General features: G+C 62.4%; 20 protein-coding genes. All 20 read left to right on the top strand.

The window, feature by feature from the left end; all coding sequences use genetic code 11:
* Nucleotides 1-973: 973 nt before the first annotated feature.
* A complete protein-coding gene (locus J2Y49_RS24750; protein ID WP_310117713.1) occupies nt 974-1714 on the top strand; it encodes a tail fiber protein in 741 nt (246 codons plus the stop codon).
* Nucleotides 1714-2037, top strand: a complete 324-nt coding sequence (locus J2Y49_RS24745; protein WP_194910382.1) for a DUF6916 family protein — start codon at nt 1714-1716, stop codon at nt 2035-2037. The genes J2Y49_RS24750 and J2Y49_RS24745 overlap by 1 nt, the downstream gene beginning before the upstream one ends.
* Nucleotides 2038-2150: 113 nt before the next feature.
* Nucleotides 2151-2786 (top strand): GNAT family N-acetyltransferase, encoded by a 636-nt coding sequence (locus J2Y49_RS24740; RefSeq protein ID WP_194910384.1) that lies wholly within the window; start codon nt 2151-2153, stop codon nt 2784-2786.
* A gap of 1 nt (nt 2787) precedes the next feature.
* Nucleotides 2788-3579 (top strand): 2OG-Fe(II) oxygenase, encoded by a 792-nt coding sequence (locus J2Y49_RS24735; RefSeq protein ID WP_310117709.1) that lies wholly within the window; start codon nt 2788-2790, stop codon nt 3577-3579.
* Nucleotides 3580-3614: 35 nt separating this feature from the next.
* Complete coding sequence (locus J2Y49_RS24730) at nt 3615-4304, top strand: hypothetical protein (protein WP_310117708.1); 690 nt, start codon at nt 3615-3617, stop codon at nt 4302-4304.
* 36 nt (nt 4305-4340) lie between these two features.
* Entirely contained in the window at nt 4341-4832 is a 492-nt protein-coding gene (locus J2Y49_RS24725; protein WP_149225276.1) for an RT0821/Lpp0805 family surface protein, read from the top strand.
* Nucleotides 4833-5087: 255 nt separating this feature from the next.
* Nucleotides 5088-5777: an SIS domain-containing protein gene (locus J2Y49_RS24720; RefSeq protein WP_310117705.1), complete on the top strand. Its 690-nt coding sequence runs from the start codon at nt 5088-5090 to the stop codon at nt 5775-5777.
* Complete coding sequence (locus tag J2Y49_RS24715; RefSeq protein ID WP_310117704.1) at nt 5774-6325, top strand: HAD-IIIA family hydrolase; 552 nt, start codon at nt 5774-5776, stop codon at nt 6323-6325. Before J2Y49_RS24720 ends, J2Y49_RS24715 begins: the two co-directional genes overlap by 4 nt.
* Nucleotides 6322-7068 carry a transaldolase gene (locus J2Y49_RS24710; RefSeq protein WP_310117703.1) on the top strand — a complete coding sequence of 249 codons (747 nt, stop codon included), beginning with the start codon at nt 6322-6324 and terminating at the stop codon, nt 7066-7068. The genes J2Y49_RS24715 and J2Y49_RS24710 overlap by 4 nt, the downstream gene beginning before the upstream one ends.
* Nucleotides 7065-8129 carry an SDR family oxidoreductase gene (locus tag J2Y49_RS24705; RefSeq protein ID WP_310117701.1) on the top strand — a complete coding sequence of 355 codons (1065 nt, stop codon included), beginning with the start codon at nt 7065-7067 and terminating at the stop codon, nt 8127-8129. Before J2Y49_RS24710 ends, J2Y49_RS24705 begins: the two co-directional genes overlap by 4 nt.
* Entirely contained in the window at nt 8126-9130 is a 1005-nt protein-coding gene (locus J2Y49_RS24700) for an NAD-dependent epimerase/dehydratase family protein (RefSeq protein WP_310117699.1), read from the top strand. Before J2Y49_RS24705 ends, J2Y49_RS24700 begins: the two co-directional genes overlap by 4 nt.
* Nucleotide 9131: 1 nt before the next feature.
* Nucleotides 9132-10679: a PfkB family carbohydrate kinase gene (locus J2Y49_RS24695; RefSeq protein ID WP_310117697.1), complete on the top strand. Its 1548-nt coding sequence runs from the start codon at nt 9132-9134 to the stop codon at nt 10677-10679.
* Between the two features lie 10 nt (nt 10680-10689).
* Nucleotides 10690-11607, top strand: a complete 918-nt coding sequence (locus J2Y49_RS24690; RefSeq protein ID WP_310117695.1) for a Gfo/Idh/MocA family oxidoreductase — start codon at nt 10690-10692, stop codon at nt 11605-11607.
* Nucleotides 11604-12917: a UDP binding domain-containing protein gene (locus tag J2Y49_RS24685; RefSeq protein ID WP_310117694.1), complete on the top strand. Its 1314-nt coding sequence runs from the start codon at nt 11604-11606 to the stop codon at nt 12915-12917. The genes J2Y49_RS24690 and J2Y49_RS24685 overlap by 4 nt, the downstream gene beginning before the upstream one ends.
* The gene (locus J2Y49_RS24680) at nt 12911-13792 is read left to right on the top strand and encodes an NAD(P)-dependent oxidoreductase (RefSeq protein ID WP_310117693.1); all 882 of its coding nucleotides are present in this window, start codon (nt 12911-12913) and stop codon (nt 13790-13792) included. Before J2Y49_RS24685 ends, J2Y49_RS24680 begins: the two co-directional genes overlap by 7 nt.
* Nucleotides 13793-13904: 112 nt before the next feature.
* A complete protein-coding gene (locus tag J2Y49_RS24675; RefSeq protein WP_310117692.1) occupies nt 13905-14564 on the top strand; it encodes a class I SAM-dependent methyltransferase in 660 nt (219 codons plus the stop codon).
* Between the two features lie 324 nt (nt 14565-14888).
* On the top strand, nt 14889-15989 hold the full coding sequence (locus J2Y49_RS24670; RefSeq protein ID WP_310117691.1) for a thiamine pyrophosphate-dependent dehydrogenase E1 component subunit alpha: 1101 nt from the start codon (nt 14889-14891) through the stop codon (nt 15987-15989).
* Between the two features lie 4 nt (nt 15990-15993).
* The gene (locus J2Y49_RS24665) at nt 15994-17028 is read left to right on the top strand and encodes a transketolase C-terminal domain-containing protein (RefSeq protein ID WP_310117689.1); all 1035 of its coding nucleotides are present in this window, start codon (nt 15994-15996) and stop codon (nt 17026-17028) included.
* A gap of 58 nt (nt 17029-17086) precedes the next feature.
* Entirely contained in the window at nt 17087-18862 is a 1776-nt protein-coding gene (locus J2Y49_RS24660) for a hypothetical protein (RefSeq protein ID WP_310117687.1), read from the top strand.
* A 62-nt stretch (nt 18863-18924) separates the two neighbouring features.
* Nucleotides 18925-19980: a radical SAM protein gene (locus J2Y49_RS24655; protein WP_310117684.1), complete on the top strand. Its 1056-nt coding sequence runs from the start codon at nt 18925-18927 to the stop codon at nt 19978-19980.
* The last annotated feature ends 54 nt before the right edge of the window (nt 19981-20034 follow it).

Genomic DNA, 20034 nt, shown 5'->3' with positions numbered 1-20034 from the left:
GGGTGGGAGGGCTGCCCATTCTCCCCGAATTTTCCGTTTCCGTCCTTTTTTCACCGGTCGCCGATGGAGGAAAAAATTGAGGATGGGCGGCGCGACCGGACGGGGCCATGCCGGCGGTTCTTGGCGGTGACTTTTGAAAGACAGGATCGGCAGGAGGGCAGGGCAATCGCATATAAAAATCCTGTTCCTTTCCAAGGAAACCAGTCATCCCCGCGAAGGCGCTACGGGATGCACAGATCTCGCATCTGCGAAAGAACAGGAGCCTTTGGCAGCGAATAGCCCTTCTCCCCTTGCGGGGCGGGATGAGGGGTGCGATCGGCTGAAAGCCGGTGGAAACCAGGTCTGCGCCCCTCACCCCAACCCCTCTCCCGCGAGGGGAGAAGGGCCTTCCTCAATGCCAAGCTGCACAATTTTCGGCAAGTGCTAGCTTTGTTCATCCCGTAGCGCCTCCGTGCGGATGACGGTCGACGAAATCCATCGAGTCTTGTCCGTTACATAAATCTGAGATCAGCGCATGCCCCGCTCCGCGAATGAAGGGGGCGCGGCAAGACTCCAAACGGCACCGGGCCGGTGCGCGCATTGCGACACTTTATTGAAACATTATTCGCTGTGTCGGAAATAAACGTGCAGCCATGGCGCATGACGGTAGCGAAGCCAGGGAATAGCCACTACCCTGCCATCGGCGATCTTTGGTCGGCCATGCGCCCTGGGGAACAACCGATGCATAGGACGCTGGTCAGCTTCTTTCGTGCAGGTGGGCTGTCTCATGGGAAAAAGCTATTTTGCGGCCAGCGTCATATGTGCACGATGATCGCAATTCATTACAAAAAAGCAAACATTGCGAGAAATTGAGACGGCGTATCGACTCTTGCAGATTACATTGGTATAGAACGACAACCGGCAGGGAGCGATCTTTAGTCGGGTTCCCGTTAGTTGTGCATAGCACAAAAATATTCGAAAGAGAGGATTTTCAATGGATCCGATGCTCGGTATGGTGTTCATGGTTCCGTGGAGCTGGGCGCCGATGGATTATGTCCGCTGCACTGGCCAGCAGATGAACCTCCAGCAGTATGCGGCGCTCTACTCCCTGATCGGGACCATCTATGGTGGCAACGGCTCCACCACCTTCAACGTGCCGAACCTGCAATGCCGCATGCCGATGGGCTCCGGCCAGGGCACCATCGGCACCGGTGTCGGTGTGCTGAACGTCGGCCAGACCGGCGGCGCCTTCGTCTCCACCCTGAACCAGGCCAATGTGCCGTTCCACACCCACACCTCGACCTTCACCTCCGGCGGCGCCGGCGGCACCACCACCATCACCGGCACGGCGTCGCTGCCGTTCAGCACCACCGCCACCCTGCCGACGACGGTGAGCGGTGACCTGACGATTGCCAGTGCGGCTGGCGGTGGTGTCGTCACGCCGGCGAACAACAGCGTTCTGACGAAGGGTGGCGCCCAGGCGAACATTTACCTCGCGGGTACGGCGAACATTCCGATCGGCCCGACCCAGACCCTCAGCGGCACGGCCAGCGGTTCGGTCAGCGGCACCGCGTCCGGCCCGATCACCCTGACCGCCAGCGGCGGCACGGGCGGCGGCACCGTCACGGTCGGCCCGAACGTCAACGGCGGCGGCACTGCCTTCGGCACCGTGTCGCCCTATCTGGCGCTGAACTTCATCATCGCCGTCAACGGCCTCTATCCGAGCCGCAACTGATGACCGATCTCAGCCAACTCTCCGCCGGCCTCTTCACCCCCTATCTGAACAGCGTCTTCACCATGACGTCGGAAGAAGGTGTGGTGATCGAGGCGACGCTGACGGCCTGCACGGAAAACCCCAAGGGCACCATGCCCGGCAGCCCGCGCACCGCCTTCAGCCTGTTCCTGGAATGTCCGGCCGACGGGTTGCCCTTCTTCAACGGGGCGTCCTTCACCGTCACCCATCCGCAGATGCCGGCCTTCGGGCCGGTCCATATGGAACGGATCCTGCCGGAAGCCGGCGGATCGGAACGGGCGGTCTTCCAGATCACGTTCAACTGAGGCTCGCCTCACGGTCGGCCGCCGCCTTTCCCTTGGGGGTTCCCTCCGGGGGAAGGCGGCGGCCTTCCGCCCTTCATTCCTTTGCCATTCCTTCGCGGAGGATGCGTCGAACCATGTCCGGTTTTTCCGGTTCCTTCCCCTTTCCCGGCAACCTGACCGCCCGCTTCGCCACCGCCGGCGACGAAAGCTTCCTGCTGGACCTGTTCATCGAGGCGCGCCCCTGGCTGGCCTGGGCGCAGGGGAGCCCCGATTTCCTGCGCGCGCTGTACGAACAGCAGTACCGGGCGATGCGGGCGGGGCAGGAGATGGTCTATCCCGAACACATCGATCTGGTGATCGAGAAGGCCGGCGACCGTGTCGGCCGGGTGGTGGTCGACCTCGGCTATCGGAACTGGCGGGTGTCGGAATTGCAGGTGCTGGAACGCGCCCGCGGCAAGGGCATCGGGTCGGACGTGCTGCGCGGGCTGCAGGCGGCGGCGGCCGGGCCGATGATGGGCATCACCCTGTCCACCCCGATCATCGGATCGCACGGGCGGCAGGTCTACCAGCGGCTGGGCTTCCGCACCACCGGCTACGAACCGCCGCATTTCCATATGGGCTGGCTGCCCCCCGGCCATCCGGAAGCCGACGCGCTGGAAGCGCTGTCCGCCCAGGTGGAGGCGCAGGCCCAGGCACACATCTCCAGGATGATGGCCATGCAGGCCCACGCCCAGGCCCGGACCGCGGGCGGCATGAAGGGCGGGGCCTGAGATGCAGTCCCTGCTGGCCGGTGTCACCGCGGCGGACATCCGCACCGATCCCTTTCCCCACATCGTCCTGTCCGACGTTCTGGACGAGGAGACCCACCGGGCGCTGAACGCCGGCTTTCCCGGCTTCGCCCAGATCGGCTGGGCCGACCCGCGCCGTCCGCCGGGCAGCAACCGCCGCTATCAGCTGTCGGCCTCGCTCATCATGAACCATCCGGAGCTGCCGCAGGTGTGGAAGGACTTCGTCCGCCGGCACAGCTCCCCCGAATGGCTGGCCGATGTGGCGGCGCTGTTCCGCGGCCACTGGCCGGACGGCCTGCTGCGCGCGCTGGGCGGCAGCCTGACCGGGCACGGGACGGGACTGATCCTGCGGGACGGCTTCGACCGGGCGCGGATCCTGATGGATGCGCGGGCCGAGATCAACACGCCGGTCACCGGCCCGGCCTCCTCCTCGCGCGGGGCCCATCTGGACACGCCGAACCGGCTGTTCACCTGCCTCTATTACCTGCGCCGGCCGGAAGACGACGCCGAAGGCGGCGACCTGGAGCTGTTCCGCTGGAAGGACGGCCGCATCGCCAGCCTGGAGCATTACGAACTGCCGGCCGACGCGGTGGAGCGGGTGGCCGTCATCCCCTACCGCTCCAACCAGATGGTCATCTTCCCGCAGAGCGCCCACGCCCTGCACGGCGTCGGCATCCGCCACCCCACCCCGCACACCCGCCAATACGTCTTCATCAGCGCCGAGATCGAAGAGGATTGGCTGACGGCAGGGCAGGGGACGGAGCGGGCGGCCTGACCGCTCCGCCGCGAAAGCAAGGAAATCCCCCAGCGATGCGTCTCCTGGTCTACGGCATGCAGTCGAGCGGTGCGACCGCCTTCACCCTGTTCCTGGCCCAGCGGCCGGACTGCCTGGCGCTGGTCGACATCCTCAACAACTACGCCGCTCCGCGGGTGGACACCGAACTGGACATGGTGGTGAAGGCGGTGGTGACCACCGCCTACCCGCTGGAGGTCCACCGGGAGCGCTTCCGCCCCGACCGCACCGTCCTGCTGCTGCGCGACCCGCGCGACACCTACCGCAGCCTGTCGGCCAAGCCCTACCGCAACCATTCCGGCCTGATCGACGAGAAGTTCGCCCTGATCGACGAGGTCTTCGCCGGCCGGGAGGAGCGCTTCGACGCGGTGGTGCATTACGAGGATTTCGTCGCCCGCGATCCCGTCGTGCCGGCCGCGATGACGGCGCTGGGCTGGCCGGTGGATGACGGCTTCTACGACTACCGCCGCCGCCACGACGAGCTGGCCGGCGCCCTGTGGCGGCATGTGCCCGACCTGATGGAGCGCGTCGAGTTCGCCTTCGGCAACGTGCAGGGCCGGGGAGTGTCGGAACGGTTTCGCCACAAGCCGCAGGATCCGGATTTGGAGGCCCCGACGCTGGAGGCGAAGCTGGAGAGGCTCTGCCCGCGCCTGCTCGCCCACTACCGGGAGAGGGCGGCTGCACAAACGGCGCCGCTTGCGCTATAACCGGGGGACAACCCTCGGAAAAGAAGAGAGCCTCCGATGCGTGCCCACACCCGTTTCACCCGGATCGCCGCCGTCGCGGTGCTTGCGCTGTCCACCACGCTGGCCGGCTGCCAGACCGGTTCGATGGGCAGCAAGGAAGGGTTCGGCACCGTCGGCGGCGCCGTTGCCGGCGGCCTGATCGGCTCGCGCTTCGGCGGCGGCTCGGGCAAGCTGGTGGCGGTCGGCATCGGCACGCTGCTGGGCGCCTTCGCCGGGCGGGAACTCGGCGCCTCGCTCGACCGTGCCGACCAGGCCTATGCCGACCGCGCCGCGACCCAAGCCTACAGCGCCCCCATCGGCCAGCGGATCAGCTGGAACAACCCGCAGTCCGGCAACCAGGGCGTCATCGTCCCGGTGCGCGACGGCTATGACGGGTCCGGCTCCTACTGCCGCGAGTTCCAGCAGACCATCGTCGTCGGCGGCCGCACCGAACAGGCCTTCGGCACCGCCTGCCGCCAGCCCGACGGGTCGTGGAAGATCGTGGGGTGAGGGAGGGGAAGTGAAAGGGGTGTGTCCCATTCACGCCCCCATCGAGAGGCACGATGTTCTTTCGCGCCGGATGCCGCGCATGGCCAAAGCGCGGCTCCCATCTTTCTTGACAGTCTCGCTGGTCATGTCGGGACAGTGCTGTCCGTCATCACCACGAAATCCGTCAAGAGATAATTAAGGTTTTGTTGAGCCAACCGCTATTAGCATGTCCCTGTTTGTGCTGGCAGAGTATGCCCTCCAGGGCGTATACGGCGTTTGGAAGAGCCGATCGGTTTATCAGGTGTGCCAATGCGCACAACTGGCGGATTTAATTCAGTGGAGGATGTATTGTCACACGCCGACCGCTTCTTTGCCGAGGTTCAAGCCGTTGCAGGCGGCATTGATCGGACAGGCATCGAGAATATGGTCAAAGCACTTGTTGCCCTCCGCACTCAGGCCGGACGTCTTTTCTTCGTGGGTGTTGGCGGTAGTGCCGCAAATTGCTCTCACGCGGTCAATGATTTTCGAAAGCTGTGCCGAATTGAGGCTTATTCGCCTGTCGACAATGTTGCGGAACTGACTGCCCGGACAAACGATGAGGGATGGGACAGCGTATTCGCCGAGTGGCTCGCGGTCAGCCGGGCCGGTGAGCGCGATGCCCTTTTCGTCCTATCGGTCGGCGGCGGAGATTCGGAGCGAGGAATCAGCACGAACATTGTGCGCGCAGTGGATGAGGCCAAGGCACGAGGAATGACGGTGTTCGGCATCGTCGGGCGCGCCAGCGGGCACACGGCCAAGAACGGAGATCACGTGATCGTCGTTCCAGATGTCAATCCCGGTCATGTCACGCCCCTGTCGGAAGCGTTTCAAGCGGTGATCTGGCATTGCCTCGTCTCCCATCCGGCCTTGCAATCGGTCAGCACGAAGTGGGAAAGCGCTGTCAACGCCCCCAAAGAGATTCGATGATCCGGCGGGCGGTCTTCCTGGACCGGGATGGGGTGCTCAACCAGCCAGTCATACGTGACGGCAAACCCTATCCGCCCCCAGACCTGGATCATTTTAAGCTGTTCCCCAACACCGGGCAGGCGCTCCAGCGCCTGCGCTCCGCAGGTTTCATGTTGATCGTCGCAACCAATCAGCCGGATGTCGCACGAGGATTGCAGAGCTCCGAGACGCTGGAGGCGATGCACCGCCATCTGCGAGCGGCTTTGCCCTTGGATGGCATCGAGGTCTGCTGCGACGAACACAGCGATCGTTACAAGCCGCAACCGGGAATGCTTCTGGAGGCTGCACGCGAACACGGCATAGATCTGAGCCGCAGTTGGATGGTCGGAGACCGTTGGCGGGACGTTGACTGCGGCCGAAACGCCGGGTGTTTCACGATCCATATCGACCGCGGGTACGCCGAATCCTTGCGTATGGCCCCGCACGCCACCTGCACGGACCTGCCCGCCGCGGTGGACTTCATCCTCGCCCACAACTCTTCGCCTACCATAACCGGGACTTCGTCATGACCAACCCGTCCGACTTCTCGATCAAGATCTTCGCGGATGGGGCCGACCTCCAGACCATTTTGGCGATGGCGGCAAAGCCCTGGGTGCGCGGATTCACGACCAACCCGACTTTGATGCGCAAGGCCGGGATCAGCGACTACGCCGCTTTCGCCCACAGCGTGCTGGACGCGGTGAGTGACCGCCCCGTCTCGTTCGAGGTGTTCGCCGACGATCTGCCGACCATGGAGGAGCAGGCCCGGGAAATCGGGTCATGGGGGCCGAACGTCTATGTGAAGGTGCCGGTCACCAACACCAGACGTGAATTCACCGGTCCCATTCTGCGCCGTCTGTCGCAGGCCGGGGTAAAGCTCAATGTCACGGCCCTCATGACGGTCGGGCAGGTGACCGCGGTCCGGGACAATTTGGCGGATGGCACGCCTGCCATCGTCAGCGTGTTCGCTGGACGGGTGGCCGACACCGGCGTCGACCCGGTCGGCGTCATGCGCGATTGCCTGGACACCCTGCGCAACCGACCGGAACTCGAGCTTTTGTGGGCCAGCCCCCGCGAGTTGCTGAACCTGGTGCAGGCTGAAGCCATGGGCTGTCACATCATCACGATGACCAACGACTTGCTGGGCAAGCTCGGCCTTCTGGGCAAGAACCTTGAGGATTACTCACTGGAAACGGTGGAGATGTTCTACCGCGACGCCATGGCTGCCGGCTACAGGATCGCTCAGCCGCTTCCCGTGCCGGCCGCGGTATGATGCAGGTCGCGGAAATTCACACCGGACAACGCAGCCACCCCAAAGCAGCGATGGAAAAGATGCCTATTCGCAACGTTTTGATCGCCGGCGGCGCCGGATACGTCGGCACACTGCTCACACCGCAGCTCCTGGATGCGGGGTACGACGTGACCGTTTACGACACGATGTATTACGGCTGCTTTTTGGCACCGCATCCGCGCCTGAAGATCGTCCAGGGCGACATCCGCGACACCGACAATTTCCGTGTGTCGTGCGAAGGGGTAGATGCGGTTATCCAGCTCGCCTGCATTTCCAACGATCCGAGCTTCGAGTTGGACGAACAGCTCAGCACGAGCATCAACTACGACTGCTTCGAGCCGATGGTGATCGCGGCCAAGGAGCAGGGAGTCAAGCGCTTCATCTACGCCTCGTCAAGCTCGGTCTACGGGGTATCCGACGCTCCCGACGTCACGGAGGAACACCCTCTGGTACCGTTGACGCTGTACAACAAGTTCAAGGGGATGTGCGAACCGCTCCTGTTCAAGCACCAGTCCCCCGATTTTGTTTGCGTCACCATTCGCCCCGCTACGCTGTGCGGCTACAGCCCACGCATGCGCCTCGACCTTTCGGTCAACATTCTGACCAATCATGCGGTCAACAACGGCAAGATCACCGTGTTCGGTGGTGACCAGAAGCGGCCCAACCTGCACATCCAGGACATGTGCGACCTTTACAAGCTCTTGCTGGAGGCGGAAGACGGCGAGATTGCCGGGCAGACCTTCAATGCCGGCTATCAGAACCATACGATCAATGAGATCGCGGAGTTCGTGCGGAGCGTAGTGGAGGAGGAGTTTCCCGAGCGGGCACCGATCGAAATCGTGCGCACCCCCTCCAACGATCCTCGCTCCTACCACATCAACTCCGACAAGATCGCTCGTCATCTGGGGTTCCGACCCAAGCGGGGGATTGAGGACGCAGCACGCGACCTGTGCCGCGCCTTCAAGGCCGGTCTGCTGCCCGATAGCCTTAAGGACGAGCGCTACATCAACGTCAAGGTTCTCAAGAGCGGCGCTTCCGTATGAGCAGCAGACCCATTGCCGTCATCACCGGAGGAGCCGGCTTCATCGGCAGCCACGCTGTCGATCTTGCGTTGGATCAGGGCTACCGGGTGCACGTTATCGACAACCTGACCGGCGGTCGGCTGGAAAACCTGGCCCATCACCGGAACAACCAGGATTTGGTGTTCGAGCAACGCGATGTTCGGACCATGGCGGCGGACGACGCCATGGTCCGGGGAGCATCCTGCATTCTGCATTTCGCCGGCATCGGCGACATCGTGCCCTCCATCGAACGGCCGGCCGAGTATATGGCGGTCAATGTACAGGGCACGGTCGCCGTCCTGGAAGCGGCACGCCATGCCCGGGTGGAAAAGCTGGTCTATGCGGCGTCTTCGTCCTGCTATGGATTGGCTGCCGTTCCCACGACCGAAGATCACCCCATTGCGCCGCAGTATCCTTATGCCTTGAGCAAGTATCAGGGTGAGGAAGCCTGTCTGCACTGGCACCGGGTCTATGGCCTGCCGGTCAACGTGATCCGGATCTTCAACGCTTACGGCACGCGGTCGCGGACATCCGGGGCGTATGGTGCCGTATTCGGCGTCTTCCTGCGCCAGAAACTGGGGGGACAGCCATTCACCGTGGTGGGGGACGGAACCCAGAAACGCGATTTCCTCTACGTCACCGACGTGGCGGCGGCCTTCCTGGCGGCGGCGCGCACCACCCTGACGGGGCGTATCTGGAATCTCGGGGCATCCAGTCCACAGCCTGTCAACCGGTTGGTGGAGTTGCTGGGCAATGGTCCGGTCGTTCATCTTCCCAAACGTCCGGGGGAACCCGATTGCACGTGGGCAGACACGACCCGGATCCGCGCGGACCTGGGCTGGTCCCCGCAGGTGAGTTTTGAAGAAGGGGTCGGTCGGGTGCTTGCCGACATCGATTACTGGAAAGATGCTCCTCTTTGGACCCCGGAGCGCATCGCCGACGCCACGCGGACTTGGTTCGCGATGCTTTCACGGGAGAGCTGACATGGAAGAAGCAACCCTGTTCCAGTATCGGCGAAAGATCAAGTCCGCGGCGGAACTGCGCACGCTGGTCGGCAGCCGTCCCCGTGCGAAGAAGGTCATCATGTGCCATGGCGTCTTCGACGTCGTGCATCCTGGACATCTGCGGCATCTGATTTATGCCAAGTCCAAAGGCGATATTCTGGTGGTCAGCCTGACCGCTGACCAGCACATCACCAAGGGGAATGTCAGGCCATACGTCCCGCAGGATTTGCGGGCTCTCAATCTTGCGGCCTTCGAGATCGTCGACTATGTCATCATCGACATGGAGGCGACTCCGATTTCTAACATCAAGACCATTCAGCCAGACTACTTTGCAAAAGGATACGAATACGTAAAAGGATCTGTCCATCCGAAAACGCAGAAAGAGATCGATGCGCTTGAAGAGTATGGTGGAGAGATCATATTTACTCCTGGTGACGTCGTTTATTCATCAACGCAATTGATTGATCTGGCGCCTCCTGACATCAATAACGAAAAATTGATGGTCTTGATGGATGCAGAGAAGATCAGCTTCTCCGATCTGCGTCAGGCTGTTGCAAAGATGGCTGGCCTTCGGGTGCATGTTGTGGGCGATACGATCGTCGACAGCTACACCCAATGCAGCATGATCGGTGGAATGACCAAAACCCCGACCATGAGCGTGCGTTACGAGGAGCGTCAGGACTTTTCCGGCGGAGCGGCCATTGTAGCGAAGCACCTGAAGGCCGCCGGCGCCGAGGTCGTGTTCTCCACCGTCATGGGAGAGGATGCGGATTGCGACCATGTGCTGCAAGACCTTGCAGCCTTTGGCGTAGACTGCCGGCCGGTGATCGATCCGACACGCCCGACGACGAACAAGAACGCCATTGTGGTCGGCGGTTATCGGATGTTGAAGATCGACACGTTGGACAACCGGCCGATTTCCGAACGGATTGTCCGGCAACTCAGCGCGCAGATCCGCGATGTGCCGGCGGACGTGGTGATTTTCTCGGATTTCCGTCACGGTCTGTTCAATCGGGAGTCCATTCCCGTCTTCATTGACGCGATTCCCGAAGGTTGCTTTCGCGTGGCCGACAGCCAGGTGGCAAGCCGATGGGGCAATATCCTGGATTTCCCCGGCTTCGATCTGATCACCCCCAACGAGCGGGAGGCCCGTTTTGCTCTCGGAGACCAGGATGCGACGGTGCGTCCTCTGGGATCCGAGCTTTTCAAACGTGCCGGCTGTCGCACTCTCATGCTGAAGATGGGGGAGCGTGGCATGATCACGTTCCGGCGTGTGGGGCATGAAACCCGCAGTTTCTTCATATTGGACAGCTTTGCTGAACAGGCGATCGATCCAGTGGGGGCCGGGGATGCGCTGCTCGCTTATGCCAGTCTGGCCATGGCCGCTACGGGCAACGACGTGATCGCCAGCATTCTCGGCAGTTTTGCCGCGGGGCTCGAATGCGGCTATGACGGCAATGCGCCGATCAGCCCGGTTGAACTGCTGGCACGCATCGAGCGCGCCGAAAATGCCGTCCGGTATTCCTGAAGGATTGCCCATGCGCTGCATTGTCATCGGTTTGGGCATCCAGGGTGCCAAGCGGCAGCGGGTCGCCGGGTCCGATTGCGTCGCCACGGTGGACCCGGTCAGGCAGGAAGCGATTTACCGTGACCTGGAAGCCGTTCCCCTGGACAGTTATGAAGCCGCCCTCGTCTGTACTCCCGATGGAGCCAAGCCGGATTTGCTGCGCCGCCTCTTGGAGAGCGGCAAGCATGTCTTGGTGGAAAAGCCTCTCATCACCGAAGAACCGGCGGTGCTTGAAGATTTGGCGACCTTGGCCTCCCGGATGGGGCGGACCTTGTACACCGCCTACAATCACCGATTCGAGCCCCACTTCCAGGCCATGAAGAGGCTTCTGGAAAGCGGCCGGCTGGGCCGTATCTACCGTTGCCGGATGTTCTACGGCAACGGCACGGCCCGGGATGTGCGTAATTCCGCCTGGCGGGACAAGGGGCCCGGCGTCCTCCCCGACTTGGGCTCCCATTTGCTGGACACGGTGCTGTTCTGGTTCGGAGAGACTCAAGGGAATTTCCGCATCCTGTCCGCCAACCGCTATGAGAACAGGTCGTTCGATCACGTCGTGATTGGGGTGGACGGCTTGCCTGGGGTCGAGTTGGAAATGACTCTGCTGTCCTGGCGGAATCATTTCACCTGCGACATCTTCGCAGAAAACGGCTCCGCCCATATCGAGTCCCTGTGCAAATGGGGGCCGTCCACCTTTACGGTCCGGAGCCGAAAGCTGCCGAGCGGCCGTCCGGATGAGGAAACATCGGTTCTGGTGCAGGCCGACCCCACTTGGGCTGCGGAATACACTCATTTCCTCGAGCTGTGCCGCGACGCCGGCACAAATGTGGCAAACGATCTCTGGATCAATCGCCAACTCTCCCTTCTAGCCCAGGAGGCATCGAGTCGATGAGCGCCGCCCTCCACCAGCCAATCGCATTTTTGGGGATGACCCATCTGGGCATCAACCACGCCGCCGCCGCCGCCGCTCTGGGTTTCTCCGTCATCGGCTTCGACCCCGATCCCGCGCTCGCGGAGTCCCTTGCCTCCGGGCGGCTTCCGGTAATGGAACCCGGCCTGCCGGAATTGCTGCACGAGCATGGCCGGAACATCCGGTTCAGCGCCGATCCAGCCGATCTAGCTGATGTAGCGTTGTGCTATGTGGCGCCTGATGTGGCCACGGACGAAGCGGGACGAAGCGACCTGACCGTTTTGCGATCACTGATCGCCTTGGCTGACCAGCACCTGAGTCCCGAGACAGTGATGGTGGTGCTGAGTCAAGTTCCTCCAGGGTTCACCCGCAGCTTGTCGCGGCAACCGGAGACGCTTTTCTATCAGGTAGAGACTTTGATCTTCGGACGCGCCGTTGAGCGGGCGCTCAAGCCGGAACGCTACATCCTGGGCTGCGCCGACCCGTCGGCCCCTCTGCCACCGCCTTTGCAGCATTTTCTGGAAGCGTTCGGCTGCCCGATCCTGCCCATGCGGTACGAGAGCGCCGAACTGACCAAGATCGCCATCAATCTGTTCCTGGTGTCCTCGGTCAGCACAACCAACACGATCGCGGAACTGTGCGAGCGGATCGGTGCGGACTGGGCGGAAATGGCGCCCGCCCTGCGGCTCGACCGGCGCATCGGGCCTCATGCCTATCTCTCTCCCGGCCTGGGAGTTGCGGGTGGCAACCTCGAACGCGACCTTGCCACCTTCACGCGGTTGGCCTCGGCCCATGGCAGCCAATCCGCCGTGGTGAGCGCCTGGGCGGCCAACAGCCGCTACCGGAAGGACTGGGTTCTGGCCCGCCTGCACGAACATGTGTTCGCCCACAAGCCGGATGCGGCCCTGGCGCTGCTGGGCTTGGCCTACAAGGAAAACACGCATTCGACGAAGAATTCGCCGGCTCTGAACCTGTTGAAGAGTATCGGCCCGCGCCCGGTCGCAGCTTATGATCCGGTGGTTCGTGCCTCTGCGGAGATGCATCCCGGGCTGCGGCAGGCTGCGGACGCTCTGGATGCCTGCCGCGGAGCCGATGCGCTGGTCGTGATGACGCCCTGGCCGGCCTTTGCCGAGCTGGACCCAGCCGCCTTGGCGGCGGTCTTGGCCGGTCGGATCGTCATCGATCCCTATCGTGTGCTGGACCCGACACGCCTTGCTGCCGCCGGGCTGCATTCCATCGTGCTGGGTGCTCCGAATTTTTCCGCCTTCGACTCAAGGACAGCCCCATGCTGACCCATTTGGCCCCCGCACCACGCCCGCCCGCCCGCGTCGTCGTTCTGGGAGGCGGCGGCTTCGTCGGCCGCCGGCTGAGCGCTCGGCTGGCGCGTGCTGGGGTGCCGGTCTTCGCTCCGGATCGGACGGTGCTGGAGCTTGCCTCGGCCGGAGCCGGTGCAAACTTGGCAGAACTTCTGCAACCCAGCGACGCTGTGCTGTTCCTGGCCGCTCTCACCCCCGACAAGGGACGCGGCATCGAACCCTTCATGGCCAATCTGCGTATGGGCGAAGCGTTGGTGTCCGCTCTGGAAGCCCGGCCCGTCGACCATGTGGTCTATTTCAGCAGCGACGCCGTCTATCCGATGGGCGACAGTCCTGTGGACGAGGAAACCCCGGCCGAGCCCAAGGATCTTTACGGTGCCATGCATCTGGCCCGTGAACTGATGCTGAAAATGTCTGCGGTCCCTTCGGCGGTGCTGAGGCCCACCTTGATTTTCGGGGCAACCGACACCCACAACTCCTATGGCCCCAACCGGTTGCGCCGGATGGCACGTCAGGATGGCCGCATCGTGCTGTTCGGAGAGGGCGAGGAAACGCGCGATCACATCCTTGTGGACGATGTGGTGGAACTGGCCGTGCGGGTCCTCTTCCAACGAAGCCAAGGCACGCTGAACCTTGCGACGGGCCGGTCTATCAGCTACCGCGATCTGGCGGACAAGGTGGCTGCACTGTTCGGAGGCGGTGTGTCGGTCAATGGAACGCCCCGGCAGAATCCGGTTACTCATCGCCATTTCGACATCACCGCTTTGCGCAAGGCTTTTCCTGATTTCGTCTTCACGCCGCTGGAGGTGGGGCTGGCCAAGGCCCATGCCGAGATGATGGCGACCAGCTGATGCCACCCTCGATCCCGCCCTGCTGTTGGAACCCCATGGGGTGCGTTGCGATGCATTCGTCCTGTGGCTTCACGTCAACCAGCGCCGCCTGACGGCGTGAGGGAGACTGCGAATGCCGGAATTCAACCTGCTGCGATCCGTTCCCAAGATCGTCCGCGACATCCCGGGCCGATTGGCAAACAAGGAGGAGAACCGGCGCCTCGCGCTCGCGTTCGGCGCTGAGTATTTTGACGGTCCCCGAACCCAAGGCTATGGCGGTTACCACTATGACGGCCGCTGGGTGGCCGTGGCACGCACGATCATCGACCGCTATCGCCTGAAGCCGGGAGATCGGGTTCTGGATATCGGTTGCGCCAAAGGGTTCCTGATGAAGGATCTGATGGACTTGATGCCCGGTCTGGAAGTCTGGGGGCTCGACATCTCCGCCTATGCGATCCGCAACGCCCATCCCGATGTCGCCAAACGTATCCTGCAGGGGAGTTGCGATCGGCTGCCCTTCGCGGACGACAGCTTTGCCCTGGCCCTTTCCATCAACACGATCCACAACCTAGAGCAAGCCGGCTGTCGGGAGGCGCTGCGGGAAATGCAGCGGGTTGCGCCGGGAGCGGGATTCGTTCAGGTGGATGCTTATCGCAACCAAGACGAATTGGATCTTCTGATGGATTGGATGCTGACGGCCAGGACCTATTGCACGCCGGATGTTTGGCGGGAAATTTTCATGGAAGCCGGGTACAGCGGGGATTACTATTGGACAATATTTGAAAAACAATAAAGCGTGAAATGGAAATTATATGATTTACCATTTATTTGCTGAGAGAACTCGAAATTGCATTTTTCTGGATGGAAATGATTAGATTTATTTAACAATATATAGACTTCTGATAGCTGGAGATAGCCGAAATACGATTGCTGCTCGCTCAATGGATAAGCTGTCCCAAGGGAAATATTTCCGAAGCGGGGACAGCGCGATAGGTGTCAGCTAAAAACGCCAAGAGCTGCATAACGTGCATGGCGGGCCGAGCCGGCCGAAAACACGGCTCCCCATGGCGGATGACACCGCGCAGCAACACCGCCGGCACGCATAAAGGATTTCTTATTGGTATCATCTGCTATCCTCGTTTTCGGGAAATTGCGTTCAGAAGGGCCGCGGATGCTTGAGGTGCTAGCAACTGACCACGATCTGGAGCGGCAACCGCCGTTGGCCGCCGCCTCCAAGGGATTCAATCTGCTTGAAGCTTTCAAGAGCTTGGTGAATCTCCGTCTCAGCGAGGAAGTTCTCGCATCCCGGTACCGCGAACAGGAAATGCGGACCCCCACGCATTTCGGCACTGGACAAGAGGCGGTGGCGGTTGGCGTCTGTCAGGCTCTTGGACCCGACGACGTCGTCTATAGCCATCACCGCTCCCACAACCATTATCTGGCGCGGGGCGGCGATTTCTATCGGCTGGCGGCGGAACTCTACGGCCGCGAGGACGGGTGTGCCCGCGGGCGCGGCGGTTCGGTGCATCTGACCGCACGCCACAAGGGATTCATCATCTCCAGCGCCATTCTCGGCCAAACCGTGGCGACCGCCACCGGAAGTGCTCTCGCCTTCGCCATGGATGGTGCGTCCAGGGTTGCGGTCGCCTTCTTCGGCGATGCGACGCTGGAGGAAGGGGGGTTTTACGAAAGCATCAATTTCGGTGCCATCCGCCGGCTGCCGGTGATCTACGTCTGCGAAAACAACCTCTACTCCACGGAAAGTCCGCTCTCGGTGCGTCAGGCGGCCGACAGCAGCCTGTGCGACCGGGTGCGCAGTTTCGGCCTGACGGCGGAGCAGGTGGATGGCAATGACGTTGCCGCGGTCTACAATGCGGCGTCGCGAGCGCAGCAGCTCTGCCTTGCCGGCCAGGGACCGGTGTTTCTGGAATGCATGACATATCGCTGGCGCGAACATGTGGGACCGCTGTTTGATCATGAGGCCGGGCGCGATTACCGCTCGCTCGATGAGGTAACGGCCTGGATGGAGCGTTGCCCGGTTCGCCGCGCCGGCGCGCAGGCCGTGCGCGAGGAGCTGGCGACGCCTGCGGAACTGCGGACGGTGCGGGATTCCGCTCTGGCGCGGATCAGGGCGGACGTGGAGCGGGCGCGGCAGGCGCCTTGGCCGCAACCCGCCACGCTGTTCGACAATGTTTGGCCCGGTTCTGCAGGACGATGACCCCATGACCCGCAACCTCACCTACGCGGAAGCGATTTCCGAAGCCACGGTTCAAGCCATGGAGCTGGACCCCTCCATCTTTGTCACCGGGATCGCCGTCGATTATCCGTCTGGCATATTCGGCACCACTTCGGCAGCTTGCCAGCGTTTCGGCAAGCGGCGGGTCTTCGACGCGCCGGCCATGGAGAACGCCCTGACCGGCATCGCCATCGGTGCCGCTGCGGTGGGCAAGCGGCCGGTGATCGTGCATCCGCGCGCCGATTTCTCGTTTCTGGCATTCGACCAGCTGATCAATCTGGCGGCCAAATGGTCGTACATGTACGGCGGCGAGGCGGGCCGCATGCCGATCGTGATGCGCGCCGTGATCGGCAAGGGCTGGGGCCAGGGGGCCACTCACTCCCAAAGCCTTCAGGCCCCGCTGGCCCATTTTCCCGGCCTGTGCGTCGTCATGCCGGCGACGCCGCGCGACGCTAAGGGGTTGCTGCTGTCGGCTCTGCAGGCCGATTTCCCGGTGGTCGTTCTGGAGCACCGGGCACTTTACGGCGTGTCGGGACCGGTCCCGGTAGAGCCAGAACCGACTCCGTTGGGCAAGGCGGCCGTGCTGCGGCCGGGACGCGATCTGACCATTGTCGCCACCTCTCTCATGACCTATGAGGCGGAGCGCGCCTGCGACGAACTGGCCCGGGTCGGCGTTGACGCCGAGCTTGTGGACCTGCGCAGCATCCGCCCGCTGGACGCCGAAACCGTGCTGGCGTCGGTGGGCAAAACCGGACGTCTGCTGGTGGCGGATACGAGTTGGGAGCTGTGTGGCGTTGCCAGCGAAATCGCCGCCCTGGCGGCGGAGCAGGCGTTCACTGCCCTGAAGGCGCCGGTGCGGCGCATCAGTCTGCCCGACTGCCCGACGCCGGTGTCGCAACCGCTGGAAGCAGCCTTCTATCCCAAGGCATCGACCATCGTCCAGGCGGCCCTGGCTCTGCTGGGTCGCACCGACCGGATCGATTCCACCGACCGGACGGACGATTTCAAAGGGCCCTACTGAGCGTCCCTTACGTCTCCCCTTCCAGAACCCGCCGACCAGAGCGGACGGAGAAACCCACATGCATGACAACGAGTCGCTCGCGTCTCAGGCCCGTGGCCTGCGCGACGAGTTCCAGGCCCGGCTGGCCGCTCTGCTGAACGAAGCCGGCTTGTCGCCGGACGACAGCAATATGCAGGCCAAGCAGGTCATCCGGATGACCGAACCGGATTCCCTGGACCTGTGGGCGATCTATTTGCTGCTGTCCAACGCCGGGAATTTGCGCAGCCTGGTGGAGGGCGCAATAGGGCATCCAGTTAAACGTCTGCTGATCGCCCCCGTTCCCGGATATCTGGAGCCGCTGATTGTACTGTTTGAAAGCCAATTCGACGAAGTCGTCCTATGCGACAACTACAAGGTCGGCAAGCGGATCTCCAACTGCGCCCCGGTAATCAGCCTGGACGAGGCGCAAGAATCTCTGGATGATTTCGACGGTATCCTTATCGGAACCGTCGACCAGCGCATCCGCGCGCTTTTTACCAACCAACTTCCCAAAGAGAAGACCGTCAATTTCTATGATGTTCTGGAAGACGTCGCGGTAACGAACGAAGCATCTCTGAAGTCTGCGCAGGATACGGAACAGGAAATCCGCTCCTTGCGCAATCCATTCATTATTCTGTGCCATCGCTTCACCCCGCCTTACATCTCGACCCTGCAAGCCTTGCGGGATGCCGGCTACGACGTGGTGGTTCTATCCCGGTTCAAGGAGAACGCCGGCCTGGGGCACCGCCTGATGGACATCCGCGCCCTGGGGGCTGCCGCGATCTATCCAGTCAATCTGGTGCAGGGGCTGTATCTGGGGCGGGCGCTGAAGGATTGCCCGTGGTGGCTGCTCAACGACGGCTTTCTTCATGCATCCTGGAGTTTCGAGCGGGCCACTTGGCATTACGCCTACACCGCCGCCCTGCTGGAAATGATCGAAGGGCCGCGTATCCTGTGCCTTTACGATCCGATCAAGCCGGCCAATCTTGACTATGAATTCGAGGAGCGGGCACTACGCACCTACGCCGCGGCGATTCGCCGGGCAGACGGTGTTCATTTCGGTTGCACATCGGAATACATGGCCGATTTCATTATGCGCGCCGCCGGTGCCGACAGCCCGTCGATCGCCTTTCTGCGCTACAATCTGCCGCCGAAAAAACCCCGTCCGCCGCGGACCAAGAATCTCTCCCTCGCCCTGGTCAGCCCCATCGCCAACGAGGTTTCCGACCCCGGCACCGACCTGCGCGATACGGTGCGGACCCTGCTACAGCAGGGAATCGACCTGCATTACTATACCGGATCGCCCGACAGTAACGTCTTCCGGAGCAACCTGCCGGAAGAGGAAGCCCGGCATTTGTTCCTGCACCCGCAGAACATCGATCAGGCGGCGCTGGTGCAGGAGATCTCGCAGTACCACGCCGGATGGTGCGTCGCCAATCTGCGGGTCTTCGATGATATCGTGGCCACGATCCGGACGCCCACGGGTCGCGATCTGTACGGGATGTTCTGCCGCGCGACCGTTCCGTCCCGCGCGATGGCGTTCGGGGCTGCCGGGTTGCCGGTGATCCACAACAGCATCCTCCATGAAGTCGCCGGACTGTTTCCAAAGGGCTGCGCCATCCCCTTCGATTTCTCCCAAGCCGAATTCCTGGGGGAAATCCTGCGCCGGCAGGATTGGGAAACGATGTGGGCCCAGATGGACGAGGCCGCGCCGTCGTTCAACATCGCCACTCATGTCCATCGCTTTCTGACCTTCATCGCCCAGGCCCAGGACTATGCCAACCGGCGGCGAAAGGGGAAATTCACCCAAGCTTAACGGATGGGCCGGGATCATTGACCAGAGAGCGCGCGCCGAGCAAGCCGAAGGGGAACAGGGACTTGGACAAGTCGGTCGATCATCAACTGGCATCCGTGCGCGCCGATTCCGACGAGTTGTCCGTCCAGCGCCATCTGCTGGACGTCTCGTTGGACATCGACACCCAGAACGCCCGCATTCTGGCGGAATTCGCCAGCCGCGACGGCATCCCGCCACAGGTCTACGTCCAGGTCGCCCGCAGATGCAATTTGCGCTGCACCATGTGCGGCTTTGCGGCATGGCAGTCCAATCAGGGCTTCATGTCCGACGCCGTCTTCCGCTCGACGCTGGATCAATGCGACCGGGACGGTGTACGCAAACTGATCTTCGCGTCCGCCCAGGGGGAGCCCTTCCTGCACCCCCGGATTTTCGACTTGCTGGAGGAAGCGGTCCGCCGCGGCTTTCAGGTTCAGGCGTCCACGAACGGTACTCCCTTCACCGAGGAGCGCATCGCCCGGCTGGCGTCCATCCCGTTCTATCACCTGCAGTTCTCGTTCGCGGGGTTCGACCGGCGCAGCTATGAGACGATCTATGCGGGCGCTCGTTTCGAGCAGGTGTCCCGCAATCTGGCGGCAATCCACCGCCATTTGACGGAAACAGGCTCGCCCACCCTGTTTTCAGTCCACGGCGTTTACGCCGACAGCGTGATGGGGCTTTACTCCCGCGAGGAGTTCGTCAGCCGCACCAAGGCCTACATCGCTTCACTCGGCGTGCCGGAGGACAAGGTCAACATCGCGGTTCCTCACAATTTCGGCGGTGTGGTCGAAGCCGGAGAGTATCGCTCCAACGCTGCCCTGCATTCCCATAAGACGCTGAAATCCTCCCGTCCGGCGCTGTGCCCGGTGCTCATGAGTTCGCCCGGCGTTTACATTGACGGTCGTGCAACCGCCTGCGGCTGCCTGGATTCCAACGGCGAGTTGGACCTGGGCGATGCGACGACGACGACGCTCGGCGCTCTCCGGCGCACAGAGAAGTTCCAGGCGCTGGTGAAAGCTTTTCTCGACGGCGATATTTCCCATCTGCCCCTATGCGCCAAATGCGACGTGCCCTATGAATGGGGTGCTGCGCGCTACGACTGAGAATTCCGCCTCCCGTTTTTGCGATGGACGCAAATCCAGATTCCCATTTTATTC

The sequence above is a fragment of the Azospirillum sp. BE72 genome, assembly GCF_031455875.1.
Classification (GTDB): domain Bacteria; phylum Pseudomonadota; class Alphaproteobacteria; order Azospirillales; family Azospirillaceae; genus Azospirillum.
This window is presented reverse-complemented; position numbering and strand designations above follow the sequence as displayed.